General features: G+C 68.1%; 26 protein-coding genes. 6 read left to right on the top strand and 20 right to left on the bottom strand.

The window, feature by feature from the left end; translation table 11 throughout:
* Positions 1–23 precede the first annotated feature (23 nt).
* Positions 24–2,369: a glycoside hydrolase family 95 protein gene (locus OK349_RS04760; protein WP_265116676.1), complete on the bottom strand. Its 2,346-nt coding sequence runs from the start codon at positions 2,367–2,369 to the stop codon at positions 24–26.
* Positions 2,370–2,465: 96 nt separating this feature from the next.
* Here OK349_RS04760 and OK349_RS04755 point away from each other — a divergent pair, with 96 nt between their 5' ends.
* From OK349_RS04755 to OK349_RS04740, 4 genes are all read left to right on the top strand, one after another.
* The gene (locus OK349_RS04755) at positions 2,466–5,981 is read left to right on the top strand and encodes a malectin domain-containing carbohydrate-binding protein (RefSeq protein ID WP_265116675.1); all 3,516 of its coding nucleotides are present in this window, start codon (positions 2,466–2,468) and stop codon (positions 5,979–5,981) included.
* A gap of 107 nt (positions 5,982–6,088) precedes the next feature.
* Positions 6,089–6,916: a phosphogluconate dehydrogenase C-terminal domain-containing protein gene (locus OK349_RS04750; RefSeq protein ID WP_265116674.1), complete on the top strand. Its 828-nt coding sequence runs from the start codon at positions 6,089–6,091 to the stop codon at positions 6,914–6,916.
* 13 nt (positions 6,917–6,929) lie between these two features.
* Entirely contained in the window at positions 6,930–8,711 is a 1,782-nt protein-coding gene (locus OK349_RS04745; protein WP_265116673.1) for a D-apionate lactonase family protein, read from the top strand.
* A 105-nt stretch (positions 8,712–8,816) separates the two neighbouring features.
* Positions 8,817–9,200, top strand: a complete 384-nt coding sequence (locus OK349_RS04740) for a hypothetical protein (protein WP_265116672.1) — start codon at positions 8,817–8,819, stop codon at positions 9,198–9,200.
* On the opposite strand, the gene OK349_RS04735 is transcribed toward OK349_RS04740, so the two are convergent.
* On the bottom strand, positions 9,194–9,538 hold the full coding sequence (locus OK349_RS04735; RefSeq protein WP_265116671.1) for a hypothetical protein: 345 nt from the start codon (positions 9,536–9,538) through the stop codon (positions 9,194–9,196). The two genes, OK349_RS04740 and OK349_RS04735, sit on opposite strands and share 7 nt — an antisense overlap.
* A gap of 24 nt (positions 9,539–9,562) precedes the next feature.
* Complete coding sequence (locus OK349_RS04730; protein ID WP_265116670.1) at positions 9,563–10,882, bottom strand: phage tail tip lysozyme; 1,320 nt, start codon at positions 10,880–10,882, stop codon at positions 9,563–9,565.
* A 158-nt stretch (positions 10,883–11,040) separates the two neighbouring features.
* On the opposite strand from OK349_RS04730, the gene OK349_RS04725 reads away from it, so the two are divergent.
* The gene (locus tag OK349_RS04725; RefSeq protein ID WP_265116669.1) at positions 11,041–11,928 is read left to right on the top strand and encodes a Tle-like phospholipase domain-containing protein; all 888 of its coding nucleotides are present in this window, start codon (positions 11,041–11,043) and stop codon (positions 11,926–11,928) included.
* Positions 11,929–11,957: 29 nt separating this feature from the next.
* Entirely contained in the window at positions 11,958–12,830 is an 873-nt protein-coding gene (locus OK349_RS04720) for an ankyrin repeat domain-containing protein (RefSeq protein WP_265116668.1), read from the top strand.
* A 276-nt stretch (positions 12,831–13,106) separates the two neighbouring features.
* On the opposite strand, the gene OK349_RS04715 is transcribed toward OK349_RS04720, so the two are convergent.
* From OK349_RS04715 to OK349_RS04635, 17 genes are all read right to left on the bottom strand, one after another.
* Entirely contained in the window at positions 13,107–13,535 is a 429-nt protein-coding gene (locus OK349_RS04715) for a hypothetical protein (RefSeq protein ID WP_265116667.1), read from the bottom strand.
* Positions 13,536–13,545: 10 nt separating this feature from the next.
* The gene (locus OK349_RS04710) at positions 13,546–14,967 is read right to left on the bottom strand and encodes a hypothetical protein (RefSeq protein ID WP_265116666.1); all 1,422 of its coding nucleotides are present in this window, start codon (positions 14,965–14,967) and stop codon (positions 13,546–13,548) included.
* A 224-nt stretch (positions 14,968–15,191) separates the two neighbouring features.
* Positions 15,192–15,596, bottom strand: a complete 405-nt coding sequence (locus OK349_RS04705; protein ID WP_265116665.1) for a hypothetical protein — start codon at positions 15,594–15,596, stop codon at positions 15,192–15,194.
* Positions 15,593–16,789 (bottom strand): DNA/RNA non-specific endonuclease, encoded by a 1,197-nt coding sequence (locus tag OK349_RS04700; RefSeq protein WP_265116664.1) that lies wholly within the window; start codon positions 16,787–16,789, stop codon positions 15,593–15,595. Before OK349_RS04700 ends, OK349_RS04705 begins: the two co-directional genes overlap by 4 nt.
* 32 nt (positions 16,790–16,821) lie before the next feature.
* On the bottom strand, positions 16,822–17,694 hold the full coding sequence (locus OK349_RS04695; RefSeq protein ID WP_265116663.1) for a DUF1521 domain-containing protein: 873 nt from the start codon (positions 17,692–17,694) through the stop codon (positions 16,822–16,824).
* Positions 17,695–17,735: 41 nt separating this feature from the next.
* Positions 17,736–18,173 (bottom strand): hypothetical protein, encoded by a 438-nt coding sequence (locus OK349_RS04690; RefSeq protein WP_265116662.1) that lies wholly within the window; start codon positions 18,171–18,173, stop codon positions 17,736–17,738.
* Positions 18,174–18,394: 221 nt separating this feature from the next.
* On the bottom strand, positions 18,395–18,679 hold the full coding sequence (locus tag OK349_RS04685) for a hypothetical protein (protein ID WP_265116661.1): 285 nt from the start codon (positions 18,677–18,679) through the stop codon (positions 18,395–18,397).
* A 33-nt stretch (positions 18,680–18,712) separates the two neighbouring features.
* Positions 18,713–19,030 (bottom strand): hypothetical protein, encoded by a 318-nt coding sequence (locus OK349_RS04680; protein WP_265116660.1) that lies wholly within the window; start codon positions 19,028–19,030, stop codon positions 18,713–18,715.
* 93 nt (positions 19,031–19,123) lie between these two features.
* Positions 19,124–19,723 (bottom strand): hypothetical protein, encoded by a 600-nt coding sequence (locus tag OK349_RS04675; RefSeq protein WP_265116659.1) that lies wholly within the window; start codon positions 19,721–19,723, stop codon positions 19,124–19,126.
* A gap of 282 nt (positions 19,724–20,005) precedes the next feature.
* A complete protein-coding gene (locus OK349_RS04670) occupies positions 20,006–20,368 on the bottom strand; it encodes a helix-turn-helix domain-containing protein (RefSeq protein WP_265116658.1) in 363 nt (120 codons plus the stop codon).
* Positions 20,365–21,153, bottom strand: a complete 789-nt coding sequence (gene sctT / locus OK349_RS04665) for a type III secretion system export apparatus subunit SctT (RefSeq protein WP_265116657.1) — start codon at positions 21,151–21,153, stop codon at positions 20,365–20,367. The genes OK349_RS04670 and sctT overlap by 4 nt, the downstream gene beginning before the upstream one ends.
* The gene (gene sctS, locus OK349_RS04660) at positions 21,153–21,419 is read right to left on the bottom strand and encodes a type III secretion system export apparatus subunit SctS (RefSeq protein WP_265116656.1); all 267 of its coding nucleotides are present in this window, start codon (positions 21,417–21,419) and stop codon (positions 21,153–21,155) included. Before sctS ends, sctT begins: the two co-directional genes overlap by 1 nt.
* A 27-nt stretch (positions 21,420–21,446) precedes the next feature.
* On the bottom strand, positions 21,447–22,097 hold the full coding sequence (gene sctR / locus OK349_RS04655) for a type III secretion system export apparatus subunit SctR (RefSeq protein WP_265116655.1): 651 nt from the start codon (positions 22,095–22,097) through the stop codon (positions 21,447–21,449).
* A gap of 4 nt (positions 22,098–22,101) precedes the next feature.
* Positions 22,102–22,431 (bottom strand): FliM/FliN family flagellar motor C-terminal domain-containing protein, encoded by a 330-nt coding sequence (locus OK349_RS04650; protein WP_265116654.1) that lies wholly within the window; start codon positions 22,429–22,431, stop codon positions 22,102–22,104.
* 14 nt (positions 22,432–22,445) lie between these two features.
* Positions 22,446–23,081, bottom strand: coding sequence for a hypothetical protein (locus tag OK349_RS04645; RefSeq protein ID WP_265116653.1), 636 nt, complete (start codon positions 23,079–23,081; stop codon positions 22,446–22,448).
* Entirely contained in the window at positions 23,078–23,392 is a 315-nt protein-coding gene (fliO, locus tag OK349_RS04640) for a flagellar biosynthetic protein FliO (protein ID WP_265116652.1), read from the bottom strand. Before fliO ends, OK349_RS04645 begins: the two co-directional genes overlap by 4 nt.
* Entirely contained in the window at positions 23,389–24,516 is a 1,128-nt protein-coding gene (locus OK349_RS04635; RefSeq protein WP_265116651.1) for an EscU/YscU/HrcU family type III secretion system export apparatus switch protein, read from the bottom strand. The genes fliO and OK349_RS04635 overlap by 4 nt, the downstream gene beginning before the upstream one ends.
* Positions 24,517–24,782 lie beyond the last annotated feature (266 nt).

The raw sequence follows: 24,782 nt of genomic DNA, 5'->3' as shown, positions 1-24,782 counted from the left end.
GCGCTCCGACACCCGGCGATGGCTCAGGCGATCGCCAGCGCCGGTCCGGTGAGCCTGAGCGGCCGGCCTGCGCGAAGCCTTACTTCCCGCTTCGCACTACCGGCGACGGTGGTGCGTCCGGTCGCGACCGCGGCGGTCAGCGTCGCCGTCTCGACGGCACCATCGCGCCAGCTGAGATCGAGGCCGATCCCGCCGCGCAGGCGGATGCCGCGGATGGCACCGCTCGGCCAAGCGCGGGGGAGTGCCGGCAACAGCAAGATGCGCTCGTCCCGACTCTGCGCGAGCATCTCGATGATCCCCGCCGCGCCGCCGAAATTGCCGTCGATCTGGAAGGGCGGGTGCGCGTCGAACAGATTGGGATAGGTGCGCTCGGGCGAGAGCAGGCGGGTGAGGATCGCATTGGCGCGCTCGCCATCGCGCAGCCGCGCCCAGAGGTTGAGCCGCCAGCCTAGGCCCCAGCCGGTCGCATCATCGCCGCGAATGTCGAGCGAGCGGCGCGCCGCAACGGCGAGAGCGGGGGTGGCGTCCACATCGATCTGCTGGCCGGGGTAGAGCGCATAGAGGTGCGAGACGTGGCGGTGATGCGGATCGGGCGCCGCACCGTCCCAGTCCGCGCGCCACTCCTGCAACTGGCCTGCCGCGCCGATCTGGTCCGGCGGAAGCTGGCGGCGGGTCGCTGCGAACTGCGCAGCGAGCTGCGCATCGCGCCCGAGCCGGCGCGCGGCGTCGCAGGTGCGGTCGAACAGGTCGCGCAGGATCTGGGAATCCATCGCCGGCCCGGCGCAGAGCGTGCTGCCGTGCGGATGCTCGTTCTCGGGCGAGTTGGAGGGATTGGTGACGAGCAGCCCGGTGCCGGGCTCGGTCTGCAGCGTGTCGACGAAGAACAGCGCCGCGTCGCGCAGTACTGGATAGATGCGGCGCAGATAGGCGTCGTCGCGATGATAGTCCCAATGGTCCCACAGCTGGCAGGCGAGCCATGCGCCGCCGCACGGCCAGATGCCGGTGCGGGCGTGGTCCGCGGGACCCGAGTTGCGCCACAGATCGGTGTTGTGGTGGGCGACCCAGCCCCGCGCGCCATACATCTTCCGCGCGGTCTGCGCGCCCGAGACGGCGAGCTCCTCGATCATCCGCACGAACGGATCGAAGCACTCGGAGAGGTTGGCCGAGTCGGCGGGCCAGTAGTTCATCTCGGCATTGATGTTGATCGTGTATTTGGAGCCCCAGGGCGGCTGGTTGCTGTCGTTCCACTTGCCCTGGAGGTTGGCGGGCTGCGCGCCCGGCGGGGAGCTCGCGATCAGCAGATAGCGGCCATATTGGAAGTAGAGCGCGGCGAGCGCGGGGTCGGGGTTCCCCGGATTGCGGCGCACGCGCTGGTCGGTCGGCCGGTCGCCGCGGCCGCTCGCGCCCAGATCGATCGACACGCGGCGGAACAGCTTGCGATGCGCCGCCTGGTGACGGGCGAGCAAGTTGCCGTCGCTGCGCGCCAACGCACCGGCGAGCAAGGCACGCGAGCGCTCGGCCGGATCGGCGGAGACGTCGTTCGGTCCGCGATGGCTGGTCGCGGCGGCGAGCAGCAGGGTCAGCGAACGGACGCCCTGCGCCGAGATGCCGTCATCATCGACGGTCACCTTGCCGCCCTCGGCGCGGCCCGCGACGCGCGCCTCGAAGCGCAGCTGCCCCGCGATGCCGCGATCCTCATTGTTGCGGCCGGCCATCACGAGCGTGTCGCCGTCGGCTGCCAGGCTCACGCGCTGGCCGGAGTTCAGTGTAACGGCCGCGTCGAACGGCGCGCCGCCCGCCAAGAGGCGGATGACGAGCACCCCGTCGGTCAGGCTGGCAAAGGCTTCGCGCGTGACCGTCTTTCCCTCGCTGGTGAAGCGAGTCGAGGCGATAGCGCCGTCGAGGTCGAGCGAGCGGCGATAGTCGGCAGCCGATGTCTCGTTGACCCCGGGTAAGTCGATCAGCAGGTCGCCGAGCGCTTGGTAGGACATCTGCCGCATCGGCTCCGACTGGAGATCGCGCGCGGCGAGCGCCTCCGCCTCGCGATACTTGCCCTCGAAGATGAGCTGGCGAACGCGGGGCAGGGCGGCGAGCGCACGGGGATTGACCGCGCGATAGGGCCCGCCGGACCACAAGGTTTCCTCGTTGAGCTGGATCCGCTCGCGCTTGATCCCGCCGAACACCATCGCGCCGAGCTGGCCATTGCCGAGCGGCAAGGCCTCCTCCCAGGTGCGGGCGGGATTGGTGTACCAGAGAAGTGAATTCGGGACCGCTTCCGCGGTGGGCGCTGCCTGCGCGAGCGCGGCCGCGGGATCAGCAAGTGCAGTGGCCAACCCGCCGGAAAGAAGCTCGCGCCGCCGAAGTTTCATGCTGCCAATCCTCCCGTCAACTTGCCTGACCGGAAGTTCGTAATATATCATACATCTCGTCGGCAAGTGGCCGATGCTGTCGGGGAGATTTTTCGCATGCCGCTTGGCGCCGCCGTCCGCATCCTGGCTGTTCTTTGCCTTTTCTGGGTGTTTCCGGCGATGGCCGGTCAGAGCGAGCGGATCGCGGGGGCATGGAACTCGATCGTGATCGACGAGGGCGCGGCGACTCCTGCGGAAGGCTATGAGCGGTCTGGCTTCGACGACCGGAGCTGGTCGCGCATGGCGGTGCCGCATAATTGGCAGGGCTATTCGTACAACCGCCAGCTGCGGGTCGGCGCGCGGCACGGCGTCGCCTGGTATCGCAAGCAGCTCCACATCGCTCCGCCGCGTCCGGGCGAGCGCATCGCGATCCGCTTCGAAGGGGCGAACAGCTACGCGACCGTGTGGCTGAACGGCCGCCAAGTGGGGCGGCATGGCGGCGGCCTGACCGGCTTCGCGGTCGATGTGACCGATGCCGTCAAGGCGGGCGACAATCTGCTCGCGGTGCGGATCGACCACCCGGCGAGGATCACCGACCTGCCCTGGGTATCGGGGGACGACCAGCCCGAGAACGGGTTCGCCGAGGGCTCGCAGCCCTTCGGCATCTTCCGCCCGGTCCATGTCGAACGCAGCGATGCGCTGCGCGTGCGGCCGCATGGCATCTATGCTTGGGGCCGGGAAGGCGCGATCACTGCCGACCGCGCGACGCTGACCACTCGCGTCGAGCTCGATAACCGCGACTCCGTCAGCCGCGTGTTCACGCTCGAAACGGCGTTGATCGATCCAAAGGGCAGGGTCGTCGCACAGCGGCGCAGCGAGGAGACGCTCGCGGCGGGCGGCGCGCGCACAGTCGAGGCGGACTTGCCCGCGATCGCGCGGCCGCAGCTCTGGTCGCCCGAGCGTCCCATGCTCCACACGCTGCGAGTCCGCATCCTTGCGGACGGGCGCGAGATCGACCGGCAGGAGACGGCGACCGGGATCCGCACCGTCCGCATCGTCACCGATGCGCAGGGGGAACGGCGCCTGCTGGTCAACGGCAAGCCGGCCTTCCTGCGCGGGATCGCCGAATATGAGCATCTCCTCGGCGGCTCGCACGCCTTTTCCGATATGCAGGTGGCGGCGCGGGTTGCGCAGGCGCAGGCGGCCGGGTTCAACGCCTTCCGCGACGCGCACTATCCGCACAATCTTCGCTATGGCGACGCGGTGGCGCGCGTGGGGATGATGTGGTGGCCGCAGTTCAGCGCGCATATCTGGTTCGACAATCCCGCGTTCCGCGCCAATTTCCGTGCGCTGCTCGAGGATTGGGTGCGCGAGCGCCGCAACAATCCCGCGATCTTCCTGTGGGGGCTGCAGAACGAGAGCCGCCTGCCCAAGGCCTTTGCCGAGGAGATGGTGGCGGTGATCCGCCAGCTCGATCCGACCGCCTCGGTCGAGCGGCTGGTGGTGACCTGCAACGGCGGCGAGGGTGCCGACTGGAACGTGCCGCAGAACTGGTCGGGCACCTATGGCGGTGATCCGGCGAAGTTCGGCGAGGAGCTGGCGAAGCAGGGGCTGGTCGGCGAATATGGCGGCTGGCGCTCGCTCGAGCTGCATGACGAGGCGCCGCATGGCGCGACGCCGCCCACGTCCGAGAACCATTTCGCCGAGCTGATGCAGACCAAGGCGCGGCTTGCCGAGAGCGTGCGCGACCGCGCGGTCGGGCATTTCCAGTGGCTGCTCGCAACGCACGAGAATCCGGGGCGGCCGATGCGCTCGGACGGTACCCAGATCTGGGACGGGGTGCGCGCGCTCGACCATATCGGCCCGTCGAACAACAAGGGGCTGATGACATTGTGGGGCGAACCGCTCGACGCCTATTACATGTACCGCGCGCGCAACGTCTCCGCGTCGGTAGCGCCGATGGTGTACATCGTTTCGCACACCTGGCCCGATCGCTGGCGCGCGCCGGGACGGGTCTCCGGCATCGAGGTCTATTCGAACTGCGCTGCGGTCGAGCTGTTCAACGACGCCGGCGGGCGCATCTCGATCGCGCGACGCACGCCCGACGGGGAGGGCCGCTTCCGCTGGAACGACGTGCCGCTGCGCTACAATATCTTGTCGGCGGCGTGCATTGAGGGCGGGCGGATCGCCGCGCGCGACCGGATCGTGCTCAACAGCCTGCCGCCCGCGCCCGACACGGCATCGCTGACCGACAAGGTCACCGTCACCGCACCCGCGAACGGTTATGGCTATCTCTATCGCGTCAATGTCGGTGGCGACGCCGTGGTGGACACTGCGGGCAATCGCTGGGCGGCTGACCGGCAGCTCGCCGGGAATGCGGGGGGCTGGGGCTGGCGCAGCTGGGCCGAAGCCTATCCCGGGCTCGATCCAATGCTGGGCAGCCGGCGCAAGACCTTCGATCCCATCGCGGGCACCGATGCCCCAGCGCTGTTCCAGGACTTCCGCTACGGGCGCGAGCAGCTCGGCTGGCGCTTCCCGGTTCCCGACGGCCGTTATCGCGTCGAGCTCTATTTCGTCGAGCCCTGGTATGGCCGCGCGGGGATCGACGCGCGGGGCTGGCGGGTGTTCGACGTCGCGATCAACGGCTCCACGGTGCTCGACGACTTCGACATCTTCGCCGAAGCCGGGTTCGGTCGGGCCCTGCGCAAGGTGGTCGAAGTGGACGTCCACAGTGGCGCGATCGAGATCGGTTTTCCCGAGGTAAAGGCGGGGCAGGCGGTGCTCTCGGCCATCGCCATCGCGAGCCGCGGAGGGGCGCCGGTGGTGATCGAGCCCGCGAGCGATCTCGTCGCGCCGCTTGATGCAAGCGCGGGCATGTCGATCACCAGCTTCGTCGACAATGGCGTAGCGGCAACCACGGTGCCCGACGGACCCCATTGGACCGGGCTTCCTCCCGCCTTGCTCGACAGCGATCAGTTGACTCCAGCTGCGCTTGGCCAAGGCGGAACCACGCGGCTCACGGTCCGCCACGATGCGGTGCTCTACACGGGGATCTCCGACGACACCCCTATGCCCGCAGGCTGGCGCGCCAGCGACGCGCGCGCATGGCTGAAGGGCAGCGCGTTGCAGCCGGTCCGCTTCGTCACGCGCACGCTCGGCAAGGGGGAGAAGGCCGAGGTGCCGCGGGGCATGCCCGTGCTGGTCCGCCGCGCGCTGCCGTCGCCCTATGCGCCAGGTAACTTCACCTTCGCCAAGGACCGTAGCTTGCACGAGGCGGAGGATGAGAAGGTCCGGCTCGACGGCGCCGCGCGCGCCAACTCTGTCCGCGGCCATTCCGGCCCGGGCTATGTGGCGGTGGCGCGGGGTACGATCAGCTGGACCGTCGAAACTGGCGCGGCGGGCAAGCGCCAGATGCAGCTGCGCTATCAGTCGCCCGGCGCGGCGCGCAACGGCCGCCTCATGCTGCGCGACTCGAGCGGCATCGACATCGCGACCATCCCCGTCGCCTTTGCCGCGACAGCGGGTGAATGGAGCCTCGTCACCGTCTCCACCCCGGGCTTCGTCAACGCCGGGACCTATGCGGTGGCGCTGAGCGCGGAAGGGGTTCTGATCGACTCGCTGAAATTCGAGTGAGGGCATTGGAGAGGGGACATGCTGAATTACGCCCCGAGCAACTTGTGCCACTCACTATACCAACATATTATCATATTATATTTGAGATGCGCTTGGGAGGAAATGCAATGGTCGCGATCGCGCTGTTCGGTGCCGGTGGAAAGATGGGCGCGCGGCTGTCGCGCAACCTGCAGAGCAGCGACTACGACGTGCGCCATGTCGAGCCCGGTGAGGCGGGGCGCACGCGGCTGAAAGACGAGCTCGGCATCGTCTGTGTCGGCCAGGCAGCGGCGCTCGACGATGTCGACGTGGTCATCCTCGCCGTGCCCGATACGCATGTCGGCAACGTGGCGCACGAGATCGCGCCGCGGCTGCGGTCCGGCACGATGATCATGGCGCTCGACGCCGCCGCGCCGTTCGCCGGTCATTTGCCCGACAGGCCCGACCTCACCTATTTCGTGACTCATCCCTGCCATCCGCCGATCTTCAACGACGAGACCGATCCGGCGGCACGCGACGACCGCTTCGGCGGGCTCCATGCGCGCCAGTCGATCGTCAGCGCGATGATGCAGGGGCCGGAGGAACACTATGAACTGGGCGAGGCGATCGCGAAGGTGATCTGGGCTCCGATCCTGCGCTCGCACCGCGTGACGGTCGACCAGATGGCGCTGCTCGAACCAGGTTTGTCGGAGACGGTCTGCGCCTCGCTGCTCGACGTGATGCGCGAGGCGATGGACGAAGTGGTTGCGCGCGGCGTGCCCGAGGAAGCGGCGCGCGACTTCCTGCTCGGGCACATGAACATCCTCGGCGCGGTGATCTTCAAACATGTGCCAGGCGCCTTCTCGGACGCGTGCAACAAGGCGATCGCCTTCGGCAAGCCCGCGCTGATGCGCGACGACTGGAAGCGCGTGTTCGACCGCGAGGAGCTGACCGAAAGCATCCGGCGGATCACCTGACCGGGAGCGGCCGATGCTCACGCGTCTCGAGCTCTACGGAACGGAGGAAGCCGAGACCACGACGCAAACCTTCGCGATCGGGGCGCTGTCGTTCGAGTTCGCGGGCGGGGAAGTGCGTGCGCTGCGCTTCGGTGGCGTCGAGATGCTGCGCAGCATCGCCTATCTTGCGCGCGACCGCGACTGGGGCACGCCGGCGCCGGCGATCACCGGCCTGACAGTCGTCGAGCAGCCGGATATGCTGCGCATTTGCTGGCGCGCCACCTGCAGCAACCCTGAAGGGGAGCGGATCGACTATGCCGCCGCGATCGACGCCACCGCGACGACGCTGGATTTCGTCGTCGAAGCGGAAGCTCGCGACGATTTCACCACCAACCGCGTCGGCTTCTGCATCCTCTATCCGGCGGATCTCGCAGGCTCTCCATTGACGGTTACACGTGGCGACGGGCGCGTCGAGGAATCGCAGTTCCCGGTGCTGGTCGATCCCTGGCAACCTTTCACCGACATTCGCGCGCTGACGCATGTCCAGGGCGCGAACACGATCGATTGCAGGCTCTTGGGCGAGACGTTCGAGATGGAGGACCAGCGCAATTGGTCCGACGCGTCGTACAAGACCTATTCGCGCCCGTTGAGCTTGCCCTGGCCCTATGTGATGCCCGCGGGCACGCACAGCCGGCAGGCGGTGTCGCTGCGCATCGCCGGCCCGCCGCCGGCGCCCGCGCGTGCCGACGGACCGGTGATGGTGGAGATCGGCGAGGCGATCGGTGCAATGCCGCGGATCGGTATCGCCATCACGCCCGACGACGCTCGATCGAGCGCAGCAAACCCTGCCAGCATCGCCGCCCTCGGCGTGCAGGATCTGCTGCTCGGCTTCGACGCTTCGGCAGGGCAGGGCGAGGCTGAGCTGAAGGCGCTGGCGCAGATTGCTGAGCGAAGCAGCGCGCGGCGAACGCTCGAATGCGTCATCGCCGCGGACGGAGACCTCGATGCCGAGTTGCAGCGGATCGCCGGGCAAGTCCGCGCGGCCGGGCTCACGCTCGACGCGATCGCCGTGTTTCCCAAACCCGACCTGCAATCGACGCCGCCCGGCAGTGCCTGGCCGGATTGCCCGCCGCTCGAGCAAATCTACGCCGCCGCGCGCCGCGCATTTCCGGACCTGCAGCTTGGCGGCGGGATGTTCAGCTATTTCACCGAGCTCAACCGCAAGCGCGTGCCTGCGGAATCGCTCGACTTCATCACCCACGCGACCTGCCCGATCGTCCACGCCGCCGACGACCGCAGCGTCATGGAATCGCTCGGCGCGATCCCCCACATCCTGCGCTCGGCGCGCACCATCTATCCCGGCACGCCCTATCGCCTCGGCCCGATCACGATCGGCATGCGGCACAATCCCTATGGCTCGCGCACGATGCCGAACCCGGATCGCCAACGTTTGCCGATGGCAATGGTGGACCCGCGCCAGGACGGGCGTTTCGCCGCGGCCTGGACGATCGGCTATGCCGCCGCCACTGAACAGGCCCGGCTCGACACGCTGACGCTTGGCGCACTCACCGGCCCGCTCGGCGCGATCGGCGATTCCGGACCGCGTCCGGTGTTCGAGGCGATCCGGCAGCTTGCCGCGCTCGCCGGCCGGCCGCGCTACGCTTGCGTGGTGAGCCGGCCCGGCCACGTGGCCGCCCTGTGCGCGGGGGACAGCCTGCTTCTCGCCAACCTCGCCGACCAGTCCTGTCCGGTGCGGGTTGTGGATCGGTCGATCATGCTCGAAGCGTTCGGCCTGCTGCGAGTCGCGCCCCGCTGATCCGCTCAACCCGCCCGACGAACGGTGGAACATTGGATGTCGATATCGCTTATCGCAGGGAACGGTTGAACGACGGTGGGCGGCGAGATGCTATGGGCAGGATTGATGGTCGTGTCGGCGACGGTGCAGACCGTGACTAGCGCCGAGCGCAACGCGATCCTCGACGCGGCGCGGATTCCGGTGGTGGAGGAGCTCGGCAAGCCGCCGGTGCTCGTCGTCCGCCAGCTCAACCGCGATGGTGAATGGGCGTTCCTGTTCGCCGACATGCAGCAACAGGGCGGCGCGCCGTTCGACTATGGCGGCACGCGCAAGGCCGAGGCGGCGCGGCAGGGGTTCGTCTCGCGCAGCTATGCCGCCTTGCTGCGCAAAGACGACGGCGGCTGGCGCGTGGTCGAGGCGGCGATCGGCCCGACCGATGCCGCGTGGGAGGGCTGGGCGACGAAATATGGGGTGCCGGACAAGCTGTTCGCGTTCGACGCCGCTCAATAAGTGCCGTGCTCGCTGCCCGGATAGAACCAGGTGAAGCTGCGGCTCAGATCATTGGTGCTGTAGACGACATGGCCGCGATTGCGCTCGAACCCCATTGCGGGCTTGCCGTCGAGCCGGCCTGACCACCAGCCGGTCTGCGCACGTCCGACGAACTTCACCTGACGATTGCCGAGCCGGAAGATCAGGTGCCGCACGCCGCCGCGCGTCACGATCGACATGCTGCACGGCTCGGGCGCGCCGTCATCGAGCACGCAGCGCACGCGCTCGGACTGCTGGGCCGGCACCGCGGCGGGTGCCAGCCCGGCCAGCGCGACGAACGGGATGATGATCGACTTCATGCAACGGCTGAACCGCGCGGCGCGTCAACGGTTCCAGATGTCGCGCGCGCGATCGGCGCGGCGCACCGCTTCGCCGGCGCTGTCGGCGGGACGCTCGTAGCGCCGCGTGACGATCGAGGCCGCCTCGCCCGGATCGTCGGCGCCGCGCAGCGCGCGCCCCGCCGCCGCCTCGGTGTTGTTGAGTTCCCACTGGATGAACTGGAGCTGCTCGGCGAAGGTCGACTGGCGGATGTCCTTGCCCGCCCATTCGCGGAAATCGGCCTGGCGCGGCCCTTCCCACTGCGCGAGGCCATAGCCGGGTCCGCCGCCGATCTGGTTGATGTTGGGATCCATGCCGCTCTCGGCATCGAGATTGGCGACGATGCCCACTGCCTGCGCGCGGGTCCAGCCCTGGCCTTCGAAATAGGCGATCGCCTGGTCGATGCGCTGCTGGCGCGTGCCCTCGCCGGTGGGCGCCGGGCCGTTGGTGCCCTCGGCCGGCGCCGCGCCGTTGTTGGCGCCGCCCGGCGCACGCAGGATCACCGCGCCATGGTCGAGCGCCCAGGAGAGGTTGTTCTCCGAGATGCGCTGGCTGCCGTCGGCATTGACGTTGTTCGATCCGATCATGCGGCCGTTGCCGGCATAGATTTCGGTGTGCGAGACGCCACCGCCCTGGATGATCACGACGTCGCCGGGCTTGGCCTGCGACGGATCGACCTGGGTCCAGCCGGCGTTGCGCAGGTTGGTGTTGAGCTGCGCGACCGAGTCGGTGCGTAGCGAGGCGTCCATCACCCCCGCCTCGATCAGCACGCCCGAGACGAAGTTGGCGCAGCACACATTGTTGGGGACATTGGGGTTCATGGGCAGATCGTCGCTCGTGTCGGTCTTGAGGTCCGATGCGTTACGACCGAGATATTGGCGCGCGACGTCATAAACGCTAGGGGTGCCGCCGCCTGGCGTGCCGTCCGGTCCCCCGACGCCGCCAGGTCCGCCGACCTCGCCATTGCCGCCAGTGCCGCCGCCGATGTTTATCTGCTGGCCGGGGTGGATGAGGTGCGGGTTGTCGAGCCCGTTCTGCCGCGCGAGCGTCTGCCAGTCGGTGCCGAAGCGCGCGGCGATGCCCGACAGCGTGTCGCCGGGCTGCACGGTGTAGCTCTGACCACCGCCCGGCGGGATCGTCACCGCCTCGCCCGGGTGGATCAGGTTGGGATTGGTGATCTGCGGATTGGCCCGGATCAGCGCCTGGAGCGAGACGCCATGCGCCTGTGCGATCTCGGACAAGGTGTCGCCCGAGCGCACGCGATACTCGTTGGCCTTCTGCGTCGAAAGCGACTGGACGTCCTGCGCGGCGGAGATGCGGGTCACTGGCAATCCTCCCGAAAGCGTCGAAGGAGGTTAGGCCCATGAATCCGCGGCCTGAATAGTCGGTCCGACTAGCTGGCGGCCCTCAACTAATCGAAGCGACTATGTCGGACGGCGTGCGGATGGTCCTAGGCTGTAGCGGTCAATCAGGGAGTCCGGCGATGGTCGAGGCCGTCCGTTCGATCGAACCGCAGCAAGTCGCCGCACCGCAGGTGGCCGGGCCGCCCGAGCCAGCGAACGATGTCGCCGGCTGGTGGAATGCCGAGCCGGTCACCCCTGCGCCCGTCGTGCAGGCAGCCGCGGCCAACGACGTCTCGCTGACCGATCGCGCGCAGACCAACGCGCTGCTCGCCGAGGACGTGTATCGCGCCGAACCCGCACCGCCCGCGGGGTATCGCGTCGCCTCGGCCGAGGATCTCGACAAGCTCGGGCTCACCCCCGAGATGCTCGAGCAGCCGGGATCGAGCTTCCGCGCGCGGGTCTATGCGACAGGCGAGGGCAACGCGACGCAGTATGTCGTGGCGTTCCGCGGTACCCAGGGCGGCGAGGATTGGAAGAACAATGTCCAGCAGGCGCTCGGCCTCAATTCGGAGAGCTATGCCAAGGCGCTCGAGATCGGTCGCCAGGTCGCGCGCAGCGACGAGGCGGTGACCTTCACCGGCCATTCGCTCGGCGGCGGGATGGCGTCGGCGGCGGCGATCGCCAGCGGGCGCGAGGCGGATACGTTCAATGCTGCGGGCCTCTCCGGCGACACAATCGACAGCGCGCGTGGCATCGCCACCGCCAATGGCCGCGGCGTCGCCCCGGTCCAGGCCTATCACGTTCCGGGCGAAGCGCTGCACCTGCTGCAGAATGGCGGCGACCGCGCGCTCGGCTTCCTCATCGGCGGGATTCCGGGCGGGCTCCTCGCCGATGCGCCCGAAGCCTATGGCACGCAGCACGAGCTCCCCGACGTGCGGCCCGAGGGCAAGGGCTTCTTCGACGGGTTGAACCCGGTCGACCGGCACGGCATGGATTGGGTGATCGCGGGAACCCGGGCGCTCGATTGAGGCCCACGCGATCGACCGGGAGTGCCCATGTGCGACATGTTGTGCGCCGTGTGTTGCCGGCAATTGCCAGCGCGATCGTGACGATGGGCTGCGCCCCCGCCGCGGCCCCTGCGGGCTGCTTTGCGCCGGGAACCGAGCTGCCCGACCGCGCGGCGGTGCTGGCCGCGCCTGGCATCGGCGAGAGCGCGCGGACGCTTGTCGATGCGCTGTTCGAAAGCGATGTCAACGAGGTCAGGGCGCTGCTCGCAGGGGATCCGGCGCTTTCCCGGCTGCGCCTGGGCGGCGGCGGGGACGTGCTGAGCCTCGCGGTGGCGAGCTGCAAGCGCGAGATCGTCGATGCCGCGCTCGCGGCGGGCGTACCGCTCGACGGCGAGGGCAAGGGGCTGCCGCTGATCCTCGCGCTGCGCGCGCGCGATCCGTGGTTCGCCCGGCGGCTGCTCGAAGCGGGCGCGCAACCCAATCCGCCGGGCGCGCCGAGCGTGCCGATGCGCACGGCGATCGGCCTCAATGCGCCGGGCGCGGTGGCGATGCTGCTCGACGCGGGCGCCGATCCGAACCGCGCCGAGCGCACCGGCACGCGGCCGCTCCACACCGCGCTCGACATGGAGCGCTTCCGCATCGCCGAGCTCCTGCTCGATCGCGGCGCTGATCCCTGGGCGATCGATGCCGGCGGCGCCAATCTCGCGACTTCGGTCGCGACACCGATGCTGACCAAGGATCGCGACGAAGCGACCGCGCAGCGCCGGCTGGCCGAGCGCGTGCACCGGCTCGGCTGGCCCGAACCGGCACCCGATCCGCGCACGATTCGGCGGCTGGCGCTGGAGGGAAGCTGGCCGCCGGGGGGGAAGGGGGCGCCGGTCCCGGAAGCCGTGCTCAAGCTGATCCGCGAGCGGGCGCGTTAGGATGCCAGCCCGATCCCGATTTTCCCTGCCGATGTCCGACGAACGAGGGATCAGGTTCTCCTGAGGGTCTTGAGATAACCAAATAGGTTTCACGTGAAATGGTCGGGAATGCCCGGCATCGCGTGGATTTGCGTGATCGTCCGGTGACGAAACGCGGGTGAACGGAGAAGGGAAAAGAGAACAAGTCGACACCGAAGTTCGGTTTTCGACTTCAGACAGGTTCCTCGTCCGGGTCAGCGAATGTCCACGATCGCGACGCGGGACGACCGAGGGCAGTCAAGGCCGCGCCGCATCGTTGCGCAGGACCATCACCGGCATCAGCGTGCCCTGACCGGGCTTGACGATCAGCAGCGCGAATAGTGCTTCGCCGGCAGCATAGGCGTAGAGCTCGCCATGCTCGGGACGCGGGCCGGACATATCCACGCGCGACCAGCCCGGCGGAAGATCATGCTCCAGCGTCGCGACGAGCGCGGCGCGCTTCTCGGCGGGAATGGCGTAGGGCATGCTCGACAACCGGCCGAAGCGCGGCTCGAGTGCGTCGTAACTGGCGATCGTCGCGCGGGTGACGCGCTTGCGCACCGCGTCGCCGAACGGATCCTCGGGCGAGGCGATCAGCATCGCGGGGGGCCTCGGCGCTTCAGCCGCGGGGCCCCCGCAGGCGGTGGCCGCGAGCGTCAGCATCGCCGCGACCGCCCTGGTTCTCAACGCAGCGTCCTCAAGGCCGCGCCCGGCGCTGGACCGAGGCTAGCGTATCCTCAAATGCGCTCAGCACGTCATCGCCGACCCCAAGCTCGCCGGTCTGCTTGTTGACCGGCAGCGCGGCGTTCTCGAGCTTGGTCGCGGCGTCGGCGGTGGGATCGCTGATCGCCTGGTTGATCGCATAATGCGTCCATTCCTTGGCGACGCTCGCCACCGCGCCCGCGACCGGGTGCTTGCGCGCTGCCTTGTCGACGATCGCGAGCGCCGAATCGAGCACCGAGGTCGCCATCGCGCGCTGGTCGGCGACGTCCTTGGTGATCGACGCGGTCGCGGCATAGGTCGCGCCGACGAAATAGCCGAGCGCGCCGGCATTGGGTCGGCGCTCCTGATTGGTGCCGGGCACGGTGATCGTCTCGTTGAGGCGCTGGATCGGATCGCCATTCTCGTCATTGCCGAGCTGCAGGCGCGCCATCTGCTGACCGAGCTCGGCGCCGCGATCCTGGTTGAGCATCTCCTTGGCATAGGCCGCGAAGTCCGACCCGTCGGAGGTTTCGCGGTTGTAAGTGAGCTCGGTCATCACCCCGGTGGTGTCGCTGTTGACCAGCGCGGTCAAGCCGTCGGTCATCGTGCGCAGCGCATCGTCCTTGCCCATCACGGTCAGGCCGCCGATCACCGAATTGGTGTCGCGCACCGAGCGCAGCGTGTCGACGCCGGCGTCGAACACGCGGGCCTTCAAGTCGGCGTCGCCCATGCTGGCGGCTGCGTCCATGATGTTGCGATAGCCCTGCGCGTCCCATGTCGCGGTGGCGTGGCCGCCCATGCCGGTGCGCAGCTCGCCGTCGGTCGCGGTGGTGAGGACGTGGGGCAGGCGGTCGCCGATCGCGTTGAAGCCCGCTTCGGCATAGGAACCGCGTAGCGAGCCGAGGACGTTGCCCACCGCCGCCGCCTGGGCGTCGGTATCGTGGCTGACCGCGCCGCCGAAATAGCTGTCGGTATAGCTCTGACCATCGACCTGCGGCTTCATCGCGGTGATGTAGTCGACGCGGGTCTGCGGCGGGGCGTGGGTGGCGATTTCCTTGCCGAGATCGCTGACGGCGCCGAACTCGCCGCCGCCATCATCGGTGCGCGAGAAGGATTCGGACAGGGCGGCAAGATTCTCGCCGCTCAGCTTGCCCGCCATGTCGGTGAAGAAGGAACGGCGCTCGTCGGCGGAAAGGCCGCCATTGCCGAACCAACTGCCATCGTTGATCTCATCGGCGATCTGGTCGAGCTGGCCGCTCGACTCGAGGCGGTCGATCAGCTGGTTCGCCTCGGCCGCGGGCAGATTGGTGATCTGGCCCACCGCGCTCTTGATGTCGTCGTTGCTGACCGGGTTGAGGAAGCCGGTCTCCAGGCTCTTGGAGATCGAGTTGGCGGCATCGGTGACGGGATCGGCCATCGCATTCCTCCGGGTCGCACGGGGGTTGGGTGCGGGCAGCAATGCCCGATCGGCCCGGGCGCCGCGCTCTGCGATCCGACTAGGCGTCTAGTCGAATCGATTAGGCCGGGAGGTTGGCGCGCCGCGGTGGGAGGGCCTTCTCGTGCCACGGTTGAAGAAGAAGACCCTCCCCAACCCCTCCCGCAAAAGCGGGAGGGGCTAGAAGCAGCGACCGCGTGCGGGGGCTAGCGGGGCCGCAGTTCCTCGACGCGGGCCTCGAGGTTCGCGGGCGTCACGTCCCAGCGATTGGGATCGTCATATTCGAAATCGACCTTGATGTTCGGGCCGGGGCGCGAGATCTGCACGAGGCAGGTCTTCCATCCCTCCTTGCCCGCAATCTTCATCGCATCGGCGAGCTCGCGCGCCTTGAGGATGGTCGGGCGGCCCTCCGGCGTCGCCCCCTCCCATTTGCCGTCGCTCTTGTAGCGATAGCCGAACATGCGCTTGCGCGGCTCGACCTGGATGACGAGGGTGATGCCCTGCCAGTCCTTGCCCGCGAACTCGCTGTCGGCGATCACCATCTGCCCAAGCTCGTGCAGCGCGCGGTCGGCCGCCGCCTGGTCGAAATCCATGCTCATGCTCACGATCATTGGTTCAGCATCGCCTGTATATCGGCGGTGGACACCCGATCAAAGGTCTGGCCGGCCTGGTTTTCGAACATTTCGAAGTTGCTGTAGACCCGTTCGCCCTGGGCGTTGAACACCTCGTAGCTCACATCGACGTCGCTCGGCCGCGTGCCATTGTAACCGCTGAGCTGGACGTCGACCCGCACCTCGGCGCCGGCCTCGATCCAAGAGGCCCATTCATTCTCCATCGTGCGATAGGCGCTGTTGTTGAACTGCCCCGCCTGCGGGAACATGTTCACCGTGCCCTGATCGGGCAGGAAGCGATGGCCGATGATGTGGCCGCCCTGATCGCCGTCGATGCCCGATCGCCCCGTGGCGCTCTGCGCACGCTGCTCGGCGCTCGAGCGCGGCGTGCCGTCATGCAGCTCGGTGAGCGTCGCCTGGCCGCGGGTCGGGCGGCCCTGGGCGTCGAGCGTCCAGGTCGCGCTGTTGTTGCCGACCCGGCCGGTGCGCGTGCCCGCGCCGACCAGGTTGTTGGCGGCGCGCGCCGCGGCATCGGCGCTGCCGTCGAGCACTTCGTCGAGCTTGGTGCGGATGCCTTCGAGCGTCTCGCGCGCGCTGGCGGGCAGCATGTCGAGCGGCGCGGCGTCGAGCGCGTCGGCGAGCTGGCGCAGCCCGGGCTCGACCGCGGCGCGGAACCCCGCATCGACCTTGGCGAGATCGACCGCGTTGGACAGCGTCTGCGCCCAGCCACCGAGCTTGCCGAGCTTCGCGGCGTCGCCGACCAGCGGCAGCACGCCCGCGACCGAGATCGCGGCGTCGAGCCAGTTGCCGCGCGCAACCGAGATCGCGGCGTTGGAGATGTCGGCAATGCCGGTCGGGTCGACGATGCCGACGATGTCGAGCCCGATCTGGGCCACGTCGGCGATCAGCTCGGTGCGGTCCGGACCGTTGTCGTTCGCCGAACCGAGCGCGGCGGCGAGCTGCCCGCGCTCGACCGGGGTGAGCTGCGTCTCGAGCTCGGCGATCACGCCGGCGCCGAGCTCGGGATCAGCCTCGGTCTGCACGCGCAGGTCGGCGGCGAGGCCGGCGGTGTCGAGCTGGCCGTCGACCGTATTCTCGCGCACCAGCTGCCCGGCGACACTCTCCGCGGGGGTTTCGGCCGTCTGGGTCGACGCACTCGCGCCGACCCCGCCAACACCGCCATCAACGCTCATCGCACACCTCGTCTGTCTGCGGAAACCGCCGTTCAGAGATCGATCGGGCGGAAGAAGGGGCGTCCGATCGGTGCGGAGTCGCCGCCAACCGCATCGGCCATGCCCGCCACGATCCCGAAGAACAGGAAGGTGGACAGCGCGAAGCGGATCTCGTCGAAGCTCGGCATCGTGCTGCCCGGGCCGTAGAGTTCGCCGGGCCTGGTCGCGTTGAGATCGGCCTGGGTCGCGACCTGACCGGTGAGGTCGGAGCGCCAGCCTGAACCGGTCGCGTTCTCGTTGAGCACGAAGCCGTCGCGGGTGGCGCGGTCGATCGCGCGGCCATCGTTGGACATCGTCACTTCGAGATCGCCGAGCTGGTTCTGGCTGATGCCGTCGACCACGATCGCCTGATCGCCCTTGGTGATCGTCACCTGGCTCGCGACATAGGCGTCGGGATTGCCGCCCCATTGCTCGGTGTCGATCGTGATCTTGGTGCCGTTCTCGAGCGTGAAGGTGGTCGTGCCCCAGAAATCGAAGGCGCGCTTGCCGTCGACATCGACATGCGGGTCGCCCCAGATGCGCGTGGTCTCGCCGGTCTCGGCGTTGCGGATCGTGATCTCCGAGCTCCGCTCGTCGAGCTGCAGCGTGTAGCCGTCGCCAAGGTCGATCGATCCGGTATGCTCGCCGTTGAGCGAGGCCGACCATTGCGCCTGGGGTTCCGGCTGGAAGCAACGGCCGCCGCCGAGCATGCTCGCCATCACGCCGCCCTGGATCAGATAGTTCATCGCGAGCTGGCCGAAGGCGAACTGGCTCGCACCGAGCGGGCGCGAGGCCTCCATCATGATCTTGGCGCCGATCAGCACCCCGGCACCGTTTTCGAAGGCGCGCGCGAACCCGACGCCATTGGCTTGTGCCTGTCCGATCATCGTCTTTCTCCCTAGTTCGAGCGCGACGACCGGCGACGCGCTCAGTGCGCGTCGGCCACCCGCTGCGCGGTTTCGTTCAGAAATTCGGTTACGCCATCCACACCCTCGCGCGCCGGGGCATAGCCCGCGACCGCGTGATCCAGTCGCTCGATCGTCCGTCCGTCGACCGATCCAGCCATGTCGGCCGCAATCGCGCCGGCAAGCCCCTCGATCGCGCGCTCGAGTTCGCCCAGCGCGGCGGGGTTCGCCCCCGGCAGCGCTTCGGCGACGGCATCGGTCAGCTCGCGCAGGCGATAGGGATCGGCGCCGAGCACGTCCGCCTGGCCGCCGGTCACCGATAGCTCCGCGGCGATCCGGCCGACCACCGCGATCGCGACCGAACGCGCGCTCGCCTCGCCGATCGCCGCCGGCGTGCGGCCCTGGCCGCCCGAGGGGTCGATGGGGCCTAGCGGGCCGTTCGAGATGCGGTCGATCGTCATGTCAATTCTCTCCAGCATGAAAGCACAGCGGCGAATGCGGCGCGCTCCGCGATTCGCTTAGGATGCTAGTCGGATCGATTAGCGGGGCCGGCGCAACCCTGGACAAGCGAAACAGGCACCGGGATCAGCAGCCGGTGCGCGCGCGAAAACCCGGCGCTTACGCAACGAGACCCGGCGCCAGCCTGTGGCGGCGCCGGGTCGGTCATTGATGCTGCTTCGTGTCAGCGAGGCTCGGGCTGCTGTGCCGCGGCCACCGCCGCGCGCCCGTCGGCCTCGCCGAGCATCGGGGAGTAAGCGGGCACGGCGCCCTCGCTTCCGACCTCTCCGCCATTGGGAAGGCCGAGCTTTCCGTGCCCGGGATATTCGAGCGGGTTCTCGCGGGTGATCGAATCTGCGGCGTCGATCGCCTCGCATTCGCGCTGGTCGTCGACGGTTTGGTCCGAAGGCGACCGGACCGGAAGGTGCCAGCGCAGCCCGCTGACCACGCCAAGGATGGAATCGGCCATTACGAAACTCCCTTCAGGGGCGTTGCCGCCGGGTCAGAGGCCGGCGCGCGCGCAGAGCGCGCGGAGTTGGCGAACCTTCGCGCTGCTGGCGCCTTGCTGGATCATCGAGCGGTTGTTCGCGCAGATCGCTTGCGAGTTGCTGCGCGAAGCGGCCTGGCGATTGCCGTTCCAGCCCCAGGGCTGGTTCCGCCCCGTGGTCGTGCGGCGCAGATTGCGCTGGCGCTCGAGATCGGCATGCTTTGAGAGCACTTCGGTATCGTAGACGTCCTGGGCGCTCGCGGCGGGGGCCGCCAAGATCATCGGCGCGGTCATGCTCAGCGCCATCGCAGCGGTGAAAGCCTTGTTAATCATGGCCAATCTCCAAGCTTGGACAATGCAATAACAAGAAAAGGGGGCGGAAGTAACCGCCCCCTTCCCAGTTGGTGCGACTTTGCGCCGAGGCGGTTACTGCTTACGAGCGACCGTGTTGAGCGCTTCGCCGATCGCCTTGATCGCGGTGTTGATCGCGTTCATCAGCATGCCGAAGGCCTGCGCGTCGGCCGAATACTCGGCGGACTCGCTCGGCGTCGCGTCGTCGAGACCCTTGGCCTTTTCCTCGAGGTTGGCGGCAGCCTTGTCGGCCGCCTCGCCGAGCGCCCGGGCCAGCGCGCGCAGCCAGCCGCCGCCGCTCTTGGTGCCGCCGGCCTTGGCTTCCTTGGCTTCCTCGGTCTGCATGGCGTCTTCGCCGGCCTTCTGCAGGATGTCCTGGACCATGCGCTGCATGTCGCCGATCTGCGCCGGGCTCGCGCCGGTCTCCTGGCCGAGCGCTGCGATCGCCTCGTCGAGATTCTGCGCGCTGCCCTGGATATCGCCGAGCGAGCCGGCGAAAGCGCCTTGCGCCATGTCGATCGCCGACTGCGGCAGACCCATCTGGTCGCCGAGGTTTTGGAGCAGCTGCTGGCCGAGTTGCGACACGACCTGCTGCGCGAGCTGCGCGATGATGCCGCCGACCGGGCCGAGCATCGACGTGGCGAGGAGCGAAACGGGATTGAGACCACCGAACATGGATACCTCCTTCGAATTCGATCCCGAGACCGTCGGGGACGGGACGGCGGCAAGGGGGATCAAAACCGCCGTCGTCGCCGAGTCTTCTCGCGCATCGCTGCCCGCGCCACACTCACCGATCCGATTAAAGGTCTAGTCGGATCGCTTAGTTCTGGTTCAGCAAGGCTGAACCGGTTGCGGCACCAGCCCGCTCCCCCACCCGGCCACCCATAATATACTGGCGTTGGGTGGCCGGGTGGGGGAGCGGGCTGGTGCCGCGATTCAGCGAAGCTGAACCCGACCCTATGTAAGCGGGTGAAAGAGCAGCCCGGCGAGCGCATTGAGCTCGCGCACCCCGTCGAGTTCGAGCTTGCGGCACATGTTGTTGAGGTGGACGCGCACCGTGTTCTCGCTGATCACCAGCAGGGTCGCGATATCGGCATTGGCGCGGCCCCAGCCGAGGAATCGCAGCACCGCCGCCTCGGTCTTGGTGAGGGTGTGGATCGACTCGAGATGGCGTTCGGGAATGCGCGAGCGCGGAATGCGGAACTCGCCGATCAGCTCCTCCTCGCCACTTGCCGCCGCATCGGCCTTGCGCAGCAGGCGCATCAGCTCGCGCAGCCGCGCCTCCTCGTCGGGATCGGGGGCGAGCGGATCGTCGTTCATCGCGCCAATGCCTCGATCACCGCGCGCACCGTGTCGCTGCGCCCGCCCATCTCGCCGACCACGGCCTGGGCGAGCGCCGGGATGAGCAGGAGAAGCAGGAAAGTCGCCGCCCAGCTCTTGATCGACAGCGACAGCGCGAAGACGTTGAGTTGCTGCGCGAAGCGGTTGAGGATGCCGAGCCCGGCGTCGATCACGTAGAGCACCATGATCACCGGCGCGGCGATCAGCAGCGCGAGCATCATCAGCCGCCCGAACTCGTTCTCGAACACCGCGAGGCTCGCCATGTTGAGGCTCGGCCAGTCGGCGGCGATCGGCCAGATCGCATAGCTTTCGATGATCGTGCCGATCAGCAGCAGGATCCCGCCCGAGGCGGCGAAGATGACATTGGCGAGCCGGCCGAGCAGCGCGCCGTTGAGCGAGGTCATCGTGCCGCCCATCGGCTCGATGATCTGGCCGATCGTCGCGCCGACCTTGGCGTCGATGATCTCGCCGGCCGCCTCCATCGCCCACAGAATCGTGGCGAAGAAGAAGCCGATGACGAGTCCCGCCGCAGCTTCCTTGAGCAGCATCCGCGCCCATTGCAGCGCCCCCATCGCGGTCGGATCGACCTGCGGCTGCATCAGGAAGGCGACCCCGCCGAGCGTCAGGATGATCGAGTTGCGCACCGTCGCCGGGATCGTGTCGCGCGAGAAGATCGGAACCAGCACGAAGGCGAAGGCGAAGCGCGCCGAGGCGAGCGCGACGAGCAGCAGCTGATTGGCCCATCCCGCGTCGGCGCCCAGCATCAGCGCAGCATCCCCGGGAAGTTCGAGAAGATGTTGTCCGTGAAGGTGAACAGGCTGCCCGCGAGCAGGCCCGCGGTGACGAACAGCGTGATGACCACCGCGAAGAACTTCAGCGTATATTGCAGCGTCTGCTCCTGCAGCTGGGTCGCGGCCTGGACGATCGCGACGAGCAGCCCCACCGCCGACGCGGCGATGATCGGCGGCGCCGACAGCAGCAGCACCAGCCACAGCGCCTCCATCGTGATCGAGACGATGTCGCTGCTCATCGCCCCACCTCGCTAACCTCTGTCTCGCTAGACATAGCTCAGCACCAGTCCGTGGCTGATCTTCACCCAGCCATCGACCAGCACGAACAGCAGGAGCTTGAAGGGCAGGGATATGGTGACGGGGGAGAGCATCATCATGCCGAGCGCGAGCAGGATGTTGGAGATGACGAGATCGATGACCAGGAAGGGCAGGAAGATCAGAAAGCCGATCTGGAACGCGATCGTCAGCTCCTTCACCACGAAGGCCGGGATGATCACGATGAAGTCAGTCTCGCGCACGGCCTCGGTGTTTGCGTTGGCGGCGATGCGCTGCTGCGTGCGCAGGAAGAATTGACGCTCGTCGGGATCGCTGTGCTTGATCAGGAAGGCGCGCAGCGGTTCCTTGGCGCGATCGGCGGTGTCAAAGATCTGCTCGGCCTGCTGAGTCACATTCTCGCCGCCCGACGCCGCCTGCATCTGCTGGATCGTCGGATACATGACGTAGAGCGAGAGGATCAGCGCAAGCCCGTTGAGCACCAGATTGGGCGGCACCTGCTGTAGCCCGAGCGCGTTGCGGATCAGGCTCAGCACCACGACGATCTTGGTGAAGGAGGTGACCATCACGGCGAAGAAGGGCGCGAGCGAGATCAGGACGACAGTGACGAGCGCGGTGCCCGGGGTAAAGGCGGAAAGGTCCATTACCTCACTCCGCCTCGATCAGCACGCCATAGCCGTCGCCGACCGAGATCAGCGTGCCGCGCGCAAAGGGCTTGCCGCTCGCCAGGATGCGGACCGGGATCGATCCGGCCTCGGTGTCGAGCGGGAGCACCGCGCCTTCGCGCATCGCCTGGAGCTCGGCGAGCGGGACGGCGGTGGATTCGAGCTCGATCGTGATCGGCACCGAGAAGCGCCCGTCGAGCGCGCTCTTCTCCTCGGGCGGCGGGGGTGAAGCCGCGGCGGGGGCTTTTTCCGTCGGCGGGGCGTCGTCGTCGGGCGAATCAGGTAGCGGGTCGCTCAGAATCGTGTCTTGCATCGAAAGATTTCCCTTCAGGGATGAGAGCGGAATTGCCGGGCGCGCGGATCGAAGCTGCCGGCCACGCGGATCGTGCCCGCGGCGAGGCTCGCGCGCAGCGGTGCGCCGCCGAGCAGCAGGCAGTCGCCGGGCGCGAGGCCGGCCGCCTCGTGCGGGGCGAGGCGCGGGCCGGCGATGGTGATCTTCGCCGCGACGGCGGCCTTGGCGGCCAGTTCGGGCGCGAAGTCCGCAGGTGCCGGAAGGATCGTGAGGCTAAGTGGCAATGCGAGTCGGGCAGTCAGGCCCGCGGCGGCAAGCGTGAAGATCGGGGCGTCCGCGGGCGGCGCGTCCGCGATGTCGTCGGGCTCAAGATCGATGCCCAACGCCATCTCGATCGTACGCAGCAGCGGCTCGGCGTGTTCGATCAGCGCCGCGGCGGCAAGGCCGTCCTGCGCTTCGAACCGGCATGCCAGATCGTCGAGCCGGTCGAGCGCCAGCGCCGCATCCGATTCGAAGCGCAGCCAGCCGCCCCGCAGGTCGGGTTGCGACGCGACATGCGCGGCGAGCACCGCGCCGCCGACACGGCGGCCGGTGAGCGCGCGCAGCACGATGCGGCGCAGATCTGCCTCGCGCGCGTCCATCGCCGGAAGGCCGCGCAGTACCGCGCTCATCGTATGATCTCCGGTTGCGGGGGCATCGCCGGGGACGTGTCGGCCGGCCAGGTCTTGAGCAGGCTGATCCCGCCGGGCGTGACGCCGACCAGCATCACCTCGTCGCGCACCTCGATCAGCACGACTCGTTCGCTCTGGCCGAGCGGGAGCGTGCGCAGGAAGCGGATCGGTTTCTCGCCCTCCTCGGCGGACCCGTGCACGCGGTCCTGCCAGCGGCGCAGCAGCTTCAGCAGGACATAGGCGAGCCCGAGCACGATCGCGAGCGCGATGACCACCGCGAGCAGGCTTGAGAGTACGGTCCAGAAGCTCATGCCGCATCCTCGCGCTCGAGCGATGTCTCACCGGAGCGGGCGCGCTTGGCCCACAGGATGATCTCGGCGATCGCGTCGAAATGGTCCTCGGGGATCATCTCGCCGGGCCCAGCGGTGGCGAAGACGGTGCGCGCGAGCGGCACGTTGCGCACGATCGGCACCCCCTGGAGCTCGGCCTCGGCGCGCATCGCCGCGGCAAGCGGCCCTTCACCCTTGGCCGCGATCACGGGGACCGGGCATTCCTGCGGATCATAATCGAGCGCGATTGCGAGATGGGTGGGGTTGGTGAGCAGCACGTTCGCGCTCCCGGCCGAGGCGATGGCGTTCTGGTTGGCCCATTCCTCGTGCATCTGGCGCCGCTGCTGCTTGAGCATCGGATCGCCTTCATTGTCCTTGTGCTCCTGGCGGATGTCGCGGCGGCTCATCTTCAGCCGCTTGATGTAGCGGTGCTGCACCCAGGCGCGATCGGCGAAGGCGACGAACAGGAAGATGGCGATCGTCCAGCCGATCAGCTGCAGCGTCAGCGAGCGCGACAGGTCGAGCACCGCCGCCGCCATCTTGGGGCCTGCGCCGGCGCCGGTGCTCCATGCGGCGGCATGGAGGATCGCGGCGAACTCGTCGATCGATCCCGACAGCACGACCCAGATGATCGCCAGGATCAGCGCCGCCTTGATCAGCGTCTTCAACAGCTCGAACAAATTGTCCGGGTTGAACATCCGCTTGAGTCCCTCGACCGGGTCGAGATTGCCGAGCTGCGGCTTCATCTTCTCGGTGGTGATCAGCGCGCCGGTCTGCAGGAACTCGGCGACCAGCCCGGCAACCGCGGCGGGGACGAGGACGAGACCGGCGACCAGCACGACCAGCCCGAACGCGGACGCGCCGAGCGTGCTCAGCGTCGCCTCGAACGGCTGGCCGGTAGCGTGCGCCAGGCTGAGTTCGGTGAAGTCGGCAATGCGCATGCCGACAAAGCCCGCGCCCGCCACGAACAGCACCAGCCAGGCGATCATGCTGATCGCGCTGCTCAGGTCCTTGGACTTGGCGATATCACCCTTCTTGCGGGCGTCGCGGAGTCGCTTGCGCGTCGGCTTCTCGGTCTTGTCGCCGCCTTGGTTCTTGTCGGCCATCCATTACTCCGGACCGCCTTCCGCAAAATGAGCGAAAAGCGCTATTGGTCCTTGTGCCCAACAGGGGCGTGACGGAGAGGGATCGGCGTCACACGAATCCAGTAATGTGAAGTAAAAGAGCCTCAGTGCGATTTGGCTGCAAGTAGAAAGATTAAATAGCGACGAAGCGAGCCAGAGCGTCGATGTTTCGAATCCGGAATGTTTTATGTCCTTTCGGGCTACCTCCTTAGAGCTAAAGGGTGGGTTGCTCGGTTCATCGACCTTTC

Source organism: Sphingomonas sp. BT-65 (genome assembly GCF_026107375.2).
Taxonomy (GTDB): Bacteria; Pseudomonadota; Alphaproteobacteria; order Sphingomonadales; family Sphingomonadaceae; genus Sphingomonas.
Note: the sequence above shows the minus strand (reverse complement) of the source record. Positions and strands in the feature narration are given on the sequence as shown.

Bases quoted from the DNA above. Each gene is read 5' to 3' on its own strand.
- OK349_RS04760 (WP_265116676.1), bottom strand. From the start codon at position 2,369: ATGAAACTTCGGCGGCGCGAGCTTCTTTCCGGCGGGTTGGCCACTGCA.
- OK349_RS04755 (WP_265116675.1), top strand. From the start codon at position 2,466: ATGCCGCTTGGCGCCGCCGTCCGCATCCTGGCTGTTCTTTGCCTTTTC.
- OK349_RS04750 (WP_265116674.1), top strand. From the start codon at position 6,089: ATGGTCGCGATCGCGCTGTTCGGTGCCGGTGGAAAGATGGGCGCGCGG.
- OK349_RS04745 (WP_265116673.1), top strand. From the start codon at position 6,930: ATGCTCACGCGTCTCGAGCTCTACGGAACGGAGGAAGCCGAGACCACG.
- OK349_RS04740 (WP_265116672.1), top strand. From the start codon at position 8,817: ATGGTCGTGTCGGCGACGGTGCAGACCGTGACTAGCGCCGAGCGCAAC.
- OK349_RS04735 (WP_265116671.1), bottom strand. From the start codon at position 9,538: ATGAAGTCGATCATCATCCCGTTCGTCGCGCTGGCCGGGCTGGCACCC.
- OK349_RS04725 (WP_265116669.1), top strand. From the start codon at position 11,041: ATGGTCGAGGCCGTCCGTTCGATCGAACCGCAGCAAGTCGCCGCACCG.
- OK349_RS04710 (WP_265116666.1), bottom strand. From the start codon at position 14,967: ATGGCCGATCCCGTCACCGATGCCGCCAACTCGATCTCCAAGAGCCTG.
- OK349_RS04705 (WP_265116665.1), bottom strand. From the start codon at position 15,596: ATGATCGTGAGCATGAGCATGGATTTCGACCAGGCGGCGGCCGACCGC.
- OK349_RS04700 (WP_265116664.1), bottom strand. From the start codon at position 16,789: ATGAGCGTTGATGGCGGTGTTGGCGGGGTCGGCGCGAGTGCGTCGACC.
- OK349_RS04695 (WP_265116663.1), bottom strand. From the start codon at position 17,694: ATGATCGGACAGGCACAAGCCAATGGCGTCGGGTTCGCGCGCGCCTTC.
- OK349_RS04690 (WP_265116662.1), bottom strand. From the start codon at position 18,173: ATGACGATCGACCGCATCTCGAACGGCCCGCTAGGCCCCATCGACCCC.
- OK349_RS04685 (WP_265116661.1), bottom strand. From the start codon at position 18,679: ATGGCCGATTCCATCCTTGGCGTGGTCAGCGGGCTGCGCTGGCACCTT.
- OK349_RS04680 (WP_265116660.1), bottom strand. From the start codon at position 19,030: ATGATTAACAAGGCTTTCACCGCTGCGATGGCGCTGAGCATGACCGCG.
- OK349_RS04675 (WP_265116659.1), bottom strand. From the start codon at position 19,723: ATGTTCGGTGGTCTCAATCCCGTTTCGCTCCTCGCCACGTCGATGCTC.
- OK349_RS04670 (WP_265116658.1), bottom strand. From the start codon at position 20,368: ATGAACGACGATCCGCTCGCCCCCGATCCCGACGAGGAGGCGCGGCTG.
- sctT (WP_265116657.1), bottom strand. From the start codon at position 21,153: ATGCTGGGCGCCGACGCGGGATGGGCCAATCAGCTGCTGCTCGTCGCG.
- sctS (WP_265116656.1), bottom strand. From the start codon at position 21,419: ATGAGCAGCGACATCGTCTCGATCACGATGGAGGCGCTGTGGCTGGTG.
- sctR (WP_265116655.1), bottom strand. From the start codon at position 22,097: ATGGACCTTTCCGCCTTTACCCCGGGCACCGCGCTCGTCACTGTCGTC.
- OK349_RS04650 (WP_265116654.1), bottom strand. From the start codon at position 22,431: ATGCAAGACACGATTCTGAGCGACCCGCTACCTGATTCGCCCGACGAC.
- OK349_RS04645 (WP_265116653.1), bottom strand. From the start codon at position 23,081: ATGAGCGCGGTACTGCGCGGCCTTCCGGCGATGGACGCGCGCGAGGCA.
- fliO (WP_265116652.1), bottom strand. From the start codon at position 23,392: ATGAGCTTCTGGACCGTACTCTCAAGCCTGCTCGCGGTGGTCATCGCG.
- OK349_RS04635 (WP_265116651.1), bottom strand. From the start codon at position 24,516: ATGGCCGACAAGAACCAAGGCGGCGACAAGACCGAGAAGCCGACGCGC.